At 59.2% G+C, this 8,348-nt stretch carries 5 protein-coding genes and 1 pseudogene; all 6 read left to right on the forward strand.

The genetic code is table 11. The features are described 5' to 3' along the window. A partial coding sequence (locus tag DBR23_RS08165; protein WP_108497898.1) for an efflux RND transporter periplasmic adaptor subunit occupies nucleotides 1–1,015 on the forward strand: 1,015 nt, incomplete at its 5' end. Then, complete coding sequence (locus tag DBR23_RS08170) at nucleotides 1,012–4,110, forward strand: efflux RND transporter permease subunit (protein WP_108497899.1); 3,099 nt, start codon at nucleotides 1,012–1,014, stop codon at nucleotides 4,108–4,110. The genes DBR23_RS08165 and DBR23_RS08170, both read left to right, overlap by 4 nt. An 87-nt stretch (nucleotides 4,111–4,197) precedes the next feature. Further along, complete coding sequence (locus DBR23_RS08175) at nucleotides 4,198–4,530, forward strand: SMR family transporter (protein WP_108497902.1); 333 nt, start codon at nucleotides 4,198–4,200, stop codon at nucleotides 4,528–4,530. Between the two features lie 144 nt (nucleotides 4,531–4,674). Further along, a pseudogene (locus tag DBR23_RS30390) lies at nucleotides 4,675–4,871 on the forward strand (transposase); the annotation flags it as partial. Nucleotides 4,872–4,884: 13 nt separating this feature from the next. After that, the gene (locus DBR23_RS08185) at nucleotides 4,885–7,923 is read left to right on the forward strand and encodes a Tn3 family transposase (RefSeq protein ID WP_108497900.1); all 3,039 of its coding nucleotides are present in this window, start codon (nucleotides 4,885–4,887) and stop codon (nucleotides 7,921–7,923) included. Further along, nucleotides 7,920–8,267 (forward strand): Tn3 family transposase post-transcriptional regulator TnpC, encoded by a 348-nt coding sequence (gene tnpC / locus DBR23_RS08190; RefSeq protein ID WP_108497901.1) that lies wholly within the window; start codon nucleotides 7,920–7,922, stop codon nucleotides 8,265–8,267. The genes DBR23_RS08185 and tnpC overlap by 4 nt, the downstream gene beginning before the upstream one ends. Nucleotides 8,268–8,348 lie beyond the last annotated feature (81 nt).

Below are 8,348 nucleotides of genomic sequence, written 5' to 3' on the forward strand. Positions count from 1 at the left end.
CCCCGTCAAGGTGGAGGTCATCGCCAGCGGTGAAGCGCGAACGGGAGAATCGTTCATCGGTACACTGCGCGCGCGCCAACGTGCCGAACTCGGCTTCGAGTCGGCTGGGCGCATCAGCGCCATCCTTGTCGATGTGGGAGACCGCGTACGTTCGGGGCAGGTGCTGGCCCGCCTCGACGAATCGCCCGCCCTGCGGCGCATTGAGAAGGCCCAGGCTGATCGCACTTCAGCTGTCGCGGCGCTGGCTGAGCGTACAACCCAACTGCGGCAGAACGAGTCGCTTGCCAAAGACCAGATCATTTCCGCTCCCACGCTGGAGTCCGTCCAAACCCAGTATCGCATCGCCCAAAGCCAGCTTCAGGCGGCTGAAGCCGCGTTGGCGCTGGCGCAACGGGAGCTGGCCTTGTCGCGTATTACCGCGCCGTTCGACGGCGTGATCGTGGCACGCAATGCCCAGCCCTACGCCGACATCAGTGCGGGTCTGCCTGTTTTCCAACTCGAAGCAGGTCGTTCCCTAGAGGTTGTCGCCATGCTCCCGGAGCGAGTGGCAGCGCGCATTGCGCCCGGGCAGTTTGCGCAGGCGACTGCCTCCCAAACCGATCAACCAGCCGACGCAATGCAGCTGAAGCTGGACCGAATTTCCAGCCGCAATGAGAGCGGTTCGCTGGTGCAGGCCGTCTTTCGCTTCATTGGCGCAGAGCCTGCTCTGCGCAGCGGCGCCATGGTTTCAGTCGAGCTACCCGCAATTGCAAGCAGAGGATTGTCGGTACCTGCTGCAGCATTGTTGCCAGGCGTCGATCCCGGCCAAGGCAGCGTCTTCGTGCTGGAAAACTCCAGACTGGTGGGACGCGCTGTGCAACTCGGCGATGGCTTGCTGCCCGATGGACGCATCCCCCTTAAATCCGGGTTGAGCGCTGGTGAACGGGTGGTAGTTGCAGGAGTCTCCTTCCTGAGCGATGGCCAGGCCGCTGTCGAGCACACGGCCACGACCCTGCTTCACGGAGCAAAGCCATGAAGATCACCGAATCGGCCTTGGGCTCAAGTCGGCTCACGTTGTTCGTCGCGGTGCTGGTACTGGTCGCAGGCGTCTTTGCATTCCTGCGCTTTCCGTCCCAGGAGGAGCCGTCGACCACCATTCGCGACGCGATGATTTTTGTCTCCAACCCCGGGCTGCCAGTCGAGCGGATGGAGCAACTGGTTGCGCGACCACTTGAGCAGCGTTTGCGTGAGCTTCCAGAGCTCAAACATGTGGTCAGCACGGTGCGTACCGGTACGGTCATTGTGCAAGTCACGATACAAGAGAGCTACCCCGACCTGGCGCCGATCTGGCAAAAAGTGAGGGCCAAGGTCGCTGAGGTATCACCTCAGTTCCCCAGCGGCACCTTCCCACCGGTCATCAACGATGATTTCGGCCGCGTGGCCGTCGCCTCGATTGCGGTGACCGCGCCAGGCTTCACCATGAGCGAGATGCGGGAGCCGCTCAAACGATTGCGTGATCGGCTTTACGAACTGCCCGGTGTGCAGAACATCAGCTTTCACGGACTGCAGGATGAGCGTGTCTACATCGAGTTCGATCAGGCTCGCCTGGCCGGCCTTGGCCTGGCTGCACCGACCTTGCTGCAGCAATTGCAGCAACAAAACGTCGTGTTGTCCGGTGGTCAGATGGTGATGAGTGGGATCAATAGCGCGCTGGTGGCATCGGGCGAAATTCGGTCGCTCCAAGCGCTGAGGGAATTCGTCCTCAGCGTGCCTGATCGCCATGGCCGCTCTGAGAACACGATTCGTCTGGGCGATATTGCGCAAATCAAGGTGCTGCCTGCCGACCCGCCAGATTCCGCCGCCGTCTATCAGGGTGCGCCGGCGGTGGTGCTTGGTGTGTCGATGCGCTCAGGCCAGAATATCCAAGCATTCGGACGCAGTCTGAAGGCGCGAGTCAGCGAGCTCCAGCAGCAACTACCCGCAGGCTTCACGCTCGACTACGTCACCTTCCAGGCCGACGTCGTGGAACGCGAAATGGGCAAGATGAACCAGGTGATGGGAGAGACCATCGTGATCGTGATGGCGGTGGTCGTGCTTTTCCTTGGCTGGCGCGCCGGCGTCATCGTTGGCAGCATCGTGCCGCTGACCATCCTGGGCACCTTGATCGCCATGCAGTTCCTGCACATCGAGCTGCACAGCGTTTCGATGGCTGCGATCATCATCGCACTGGGCCTGCTGGTGGACAACGGTATCGTGATTGCCGAAGACATCGAACGCCGAATGGTGGCAGGTGAGGCGCGGCGCGAGGCCTGCATCCAGGCCGGCAAGTCGCTGGCGATCCCGTTGCTCACGTCCTCGCTGGTGATCATCTTTGCGTTTTCCCCCTTCTTCTTCGGCGACACCTCGATCAACGAGTACCTCCGCCCCCTGGTAGTGGTGCTGGCTCTCGCTTTGCTGGGTTCCTGGCTCTTGTGCCTGACGGTGACCCCGCTGCTGTGCTACTACTTTTTGAAAGTCTCACCTCACGCAACACACGAAGCCAATTCCGAGACCCGCTTCTACCGCATCTACCGCCGCGCCATCAACTCGGTCCTTGATCACAAGCTCGCATTCTTCGGCGCCATGGCCGTTCTCCTTACGCTTGCCATGTTGTTGCTATCGACGGTGCCTGCGGGATTCCTTCCGAAATCAGACCGCCCTCAATACCAGGTCTCTATCGAGCTGCAACCTGGTAGCGATTCACGCACCACGCTGGCCAAGGTCCAAGAGATCAGCCGCTGGCTGTCTGACAAGCAGGTCAATCCAGAGGTCACCACCAGCATCGGCTATGTCGCCGATGGCGGACCACGCATCATCCTGGGGCTGAATCCACCGCTTCCTGCCTCGCACATTGGTTACTTCACGGTGGGCGTAACCTCCAGGAACGAGCTCGACACCATGATTGCGCGCACGCGCGACTATCTATCGCAGACCTATCCTGAGGTCCGAGGCGAGGTGAAGCGGTTCTCCCTGGGGTCCAGTGATTCGGGCACGGTGGCGTACCGCATCTTCGGCCCTGACGAAACGGTGCTCAAGGGATTGGGTGAACATATCAAGGGAGAACTGCGCAAGGTGGCAGGCGTCGTCGGTGTGCGCGACGACTGGAACAACCGCGTTCCGCGCGTCGACGTGCAGATCGACCAGGCCAAAGCACGCCGACTCGGGGTGACCAGTGAAGACATCGCCAATTCGCTGGCAGCCCGGTTCTCTGGCGTTGATGTCTCCATGCTGCGCGATGGCGACACGCTCGTGCCTGTGGTGGTCCGTGGCACTGCGGCCCAGCGGCAGCAAACGCAAGACGTGGCCAATACGCTGGTGTATCCAGCAGGGGCCACGCCGGTGCCGTTGTCGGCCATCGCCCGAGTGTCCATAGGCTCGGAGCCTTCGGTCATCCGGCGGCGAGATCTTTCTCGCACGCTGACGGTGGAGGGACGCAGCGAGACAGAAACCGCCCAGCAGGTTGTTGATCGATTGGCCCCGGTCATCGCCGGACTGAAAATGCCGCCAGGTTACAGCATTGAACTCGGAGCGGAAATCGAAGAGGCCGCAGAAGCCAATGCGGCGCTCAGTGAGTACCTTCCCCATGCGGGCATCGCCATGCTGATACTGTTCATCTGGCAGTTTGGATCTTTCCGAAAACTGATGCTGATACTGTCCATCATTCCGTTCACGCTGATCGGGGTGGCACCGGCGCTGAAGCTGGCTGGCGAGCCCTTGGGCTTCATGGCGAACTTTGGCCTGCTTTCGCTTGCCGGCATCATCGTCAACAACGCCGTCTTGCTGCTGGAACGCATCGAAGCCGAACTCCACGCAGGGCGCAGTTCGAGAGACGCCGTCATCACTTCGGCCGTTCAACGATTGCGGCCGATCGTGATGACCAAGCTGACCTGCGTGGCCGGCCTGGTGCCACTGCTGCTGTTTGGCGGCCCCCTCTGGTCGGGCATGGCAATCACCATCATCGGTGGCCTGGCGCTGGGCACCCTGGTCACGCTCGGGATGGTTCCCGCTTTATATGAGCTGCTGTTCGATAGCCGTTTATCGCGGTGGCTGGACCGAAAGTACGAGTCTCAAGCCACGCCGGCACCCATCTGAACGTCACTTGCTGCCTTTCAAAACTCGATGCGAAAGAACATGCCTGGTACCACGGGCATTGCACGTTATCACCAGACAAATTGCACCATGAACATTTACCTTTATCTCACCGCAGCCATCGTTCTCGAAGTCATTGCAACGTCCTTCCTGAAGGCATCTGAAGGGTTCACCAATCTCTGGCCAAGTCTGGCTACGGCGCTAGGTTATGCCGGATCCTTCTACTGTCTCTCATTGACGCTCAAGGTCATGCCGGTTGGCATCGTGTATGCACTGTGGTCCGGCGCTGGCATCGTGCTTACCGCCATTGTTGCCTGGATCGTTTTCAAACAGCGGCTTGATGCTGCAGCAATCGCTGGCATGGCCCTAATCGTTTCTGGAGTCATCGTGATCAACGTCTTTTCAAAAAGTAGTCCCCACTAAATTTGAAAGCCGCATACAGCCGAAGCATGGCGACAACTCAAGATTGCTTGGTCGGGCGGGATGCGACAGTTAGGCAGCGGAATACCACACCACGAACGCACCTATCCATAACCCGGCCGCCAAGCAAACGAAAGGAAGAACTGGATGGACAAGATGGAAAGCCCAAATCACACGAAATGGGACTGTAGGTACCACCTTGTATTCATACCGAAATGTCGAAGAAAGACGCTGTACCTGAAGTTGCGAAAGCACTTCGGGGAGTTTTTAGGACATTGGCGCGTCAAAAGGAGAGCCAGACGGAAGAGAGGCGTCTGATGCCGGGCCATATGCACATGATTGTGGGGGGCATTCGCCATGGCGAGCATTGAACGGACTGCGTACCCTCGATTTCCTCGAATATTGACGCTCAAAGACCTGCAAGCGTCGTTCACTCCGAAGCCCGAGGAGATTGAATGGGCGCAGCAACAGTCACGCACTGAGCAACGTCGCCTGGCGTTGTTGGTGCTGCTCAAATGCTTTGAGTTCCTGCGCCACTTCCCCGCGCTCGATGCGATTCCAGCCGAGGTTGTCGAGCATGTTTCAGCAACGCTGGGCGTCGCTCCGACTGACAAGATCGAATTCGCTTCGCTCGCCACGCTGTATCGACACCACAAAGCGATTCGAGAACTGCTTGGTGTGAAGCCCTACACCGACGGGCAAACACGAACGCTGGCTATCCAGATAGCCCAACAGGTCGCCAGTATCGTGGAGACTCGTGTTGACATCATCAACATTACCATCGAAGAGTTGGTGCGGCTGGGTTACGAGCTGCCAGTGTTCCGCACGCTCGACGAAATCTCTGAACAAGCCCACTCGGCCGCGGAGGCCGCATTGAACGAGCGAATCAACCAGCGCCTGAGTTCGGCCCAACGAACATGGCTTGACCGATTGCTGGAGTCGGAATTGCCGGCAAGGCGAACTCTGTACAACCAGATCAAGAAATCGGCAAAAAAAGCCTCGCGTAAGCATCTCGATTTGCTACTCGACCAACTGACCTGGCTTGAGTCCCTGCCTGACAGCGATGCGTTGCTCGATGGCGTTCCGGTTACCAAGCTGAACTACATGGCAGGCATGGCATCGGCGCTCGATGCGGGCGACATGAAGGACTTGCTGCCCGCCAAACGCTACTCATTGATCCTGGCATTGATCCGACAAATGCGCGTGAGGGCCCGCGACGATGTGGCGGAAATGTTCATTCGCCGCATCGGAGCCATCCACAAGACCGCAAGAGAGGAACTGCAGGTTATCCAGGCGCGACAGCGCGAACTGAGCGAAGAACTCGTCGCCACGCTGGAGCAGGTGCTGGAGATCCTCGCAGAAAACCTGGATGACGCCAGCACCGGGCAGCGCGTTCGAGATCTGCTCGCTCCGCACGGCGACCTGGATCAACTGACCATGGACTGTGAGGCCATCCGTGTGTGGAGCGGCGGCAACCACCTGCCACTGGTCTGGAAGGCCTTCAGCAGTTGGCGTGCGGCGATGTTCCGGATGGCGAAGGCGTTGCGCTTTGAGGCCGCTACTCAAGACCGCAGTCTGCTGGATGCCCTGCAGGTGGTGCTGGCCAATGAACATCGCAAGGTCGAGTGGATCGAGGATGACTTGGCGCTTTCGTTCGCCTCCGAACGTTGGCGCAAGCTGGTGCGTCGTTCGCATGGGCTGGGCCATCCGACGAACCGCCGCTACCTCGAAGTGTGTGTATTCAGCTACTTGTGTGGCGATCTTCGCTCTGGCGATGTGTGCATTGAAGGCTCGGAGTCATTTGCCGACTACCGCTTGCAACTGCTGCCCTGGAAGGAGTGCGAAGCGCAGTTGCCAACCTATTGTGACCGGATTGGAATACCCGCCACCGCAGGTGACTTCGTAGACGGACTCAAGCAATTGCTCACCGAGACGGCCAAAAAAATCGACGATGAGTTTCCCCAGCATGCCGGAGACGTGGTGATCGGTTCCAACGGTGAGCCGACGCTGCGGCGTGTTGCCGCGCGCGAAGTTCCGGCCTCTGCCATCGCACTGCATGCCGCTATCGAAAATCGCACAGCCCCTCGCAACCTGCTGGATGTTCTCGCCAACATCGAGCACTGGACTGGATTCACCCGGAACTTTGGACCGCAGTCGGGCGACGATCCCAAACTTCGCAACGCACGCGAGCGCTACTTGCTCACCGTGTTCGCCATGGGCTGCAACCTGGGACCCAACCAGGCAGCGCGTCATCTGTCCAACGGTGTGACACCACATCAACTGTCCTATGCCAACCAGCGGCACATGAGCCTGGACCAGTTGGACAACGCCTGCCGGGATCTGACCGAACTGTATCTGCGGCTTGAGCTACCCAAGCTGTGGGGCGAAGGCAAAAAGGTCGCGGCAGATGGCACTCAGCACGACTTCTACGACCAGAACCTGCTGGTGGGCATGCATTTTCGGTACCGGCGCATGGGGGCAGTGGCCTATCGGCATGTCGCTGACAACTACATCGCGGTGTTTCGGCACTTCATACCACCTGGGGTACTGGAGGCGGTCTACGTCATCGAGGGCCTGATGAAGGCAGGCCTGAGCGTTCAGGCCGATACCGTGTACTCGGACACCCATGGCCAGTCGGAAACGGTGTTCGCCTTCACGCACCTGGCGGGTATCCAACTGATGCCGCGCATTCGGAACTGGAAGGATCTGCGCTTCTATCGCCCCGAAAAGGGGATGCGGTTCCGGCATATTGACCGCTTGTTCAGCGACGTCGTGGACTGGAAGCTCATCCGCGACCATTGGCGAGATCTGATGCAGGTATCGATATCGATTCAGGCTGGAAAAATCGCTTCACCGATGCTGTTGCGCAAGCTCAGCCAGGAAGGGCGTCACAACCGACTGTTTGCTGCGGCACGCGAACTTGGCCGCGTGCTGCGCACGATCTACCTGCTGCGCTGGATTTCCAGCAAGGAAATGCGACAGGAGGTGAGCGCAACGACCAACAAGATCGAGTCGTACCATGCCTTCACGAAATGGCTGGACTTCGGCGGCGACGTGATCAATGAGAACGATCCGAACGAGCAGCAAAAGCGGGTGCGCTTCATCGACCTCGTTGCCTCATCGGTGATCCTGCAAAACACGGCGGACATGATGCGGGTGTTGCAGGAAATGTACGCAGATGGGGAGCCCGTTTCTGCGGCCGACGTTGAGTACCTGAGTCCCTACATGACCTCGGGTATCAAGCGGTTTGGCAACTATCACCTCGACCTGAAGCGGCCCCCGGAGCCCTGGGTCAAGGAATCACAGTTTCGTGAGGCGGCCAAGCGTGCACGAGCTGCTGCAGCTGCAGTGGCAGCAGAGGGGCAGCGAGCCAGCCAAAAGGGAGCAGGAGCATGAGCGATCCAGAAACCACCGTCCTCACGGCCTATGGTCGGCTGGACAGGGCTGCGCTGACACATCTACAGAGCACCTACGACACCTCAAAACTGCTGCGCGCAGTCGAACAGCTAGACAGAATTGTGGGGAACGCACGAGGTCAGGACGGTCTTCGGGATGTACTGCTGCGGCTTCACGGAATGGCGCACGCTGTGCTCAACGGGGCCGGATTGTCAGGCTCTGCGGAAGAGAGCTTGCCCGAACTGGCTTTTGAAGCAACCTCAGAGATTCGTCAAACAATCGCTACGCTGCAGGAATGGGGAAAACTGATTGAACCGTTGGGAGCACTTCAGCCTTCAGATTGAGCCCTAGAATCGAATAAAGAACGTATTTCAAATAACCTGAAGGCTTATGAGCCAAAACTGGCTTTATCCCGGCTTGCCCTC

It is taken from the genome of Acidovorax sp. HMWF018 (assembly GCF_003061035.1).
Classification (GTDB): domain Bacteria; phylum Pseudomonadota; class Gammaproteobacteria; order Burkholderiales; family Burkholderiaceae_C; genus Acidovorax; species Acidovorax delafieldii.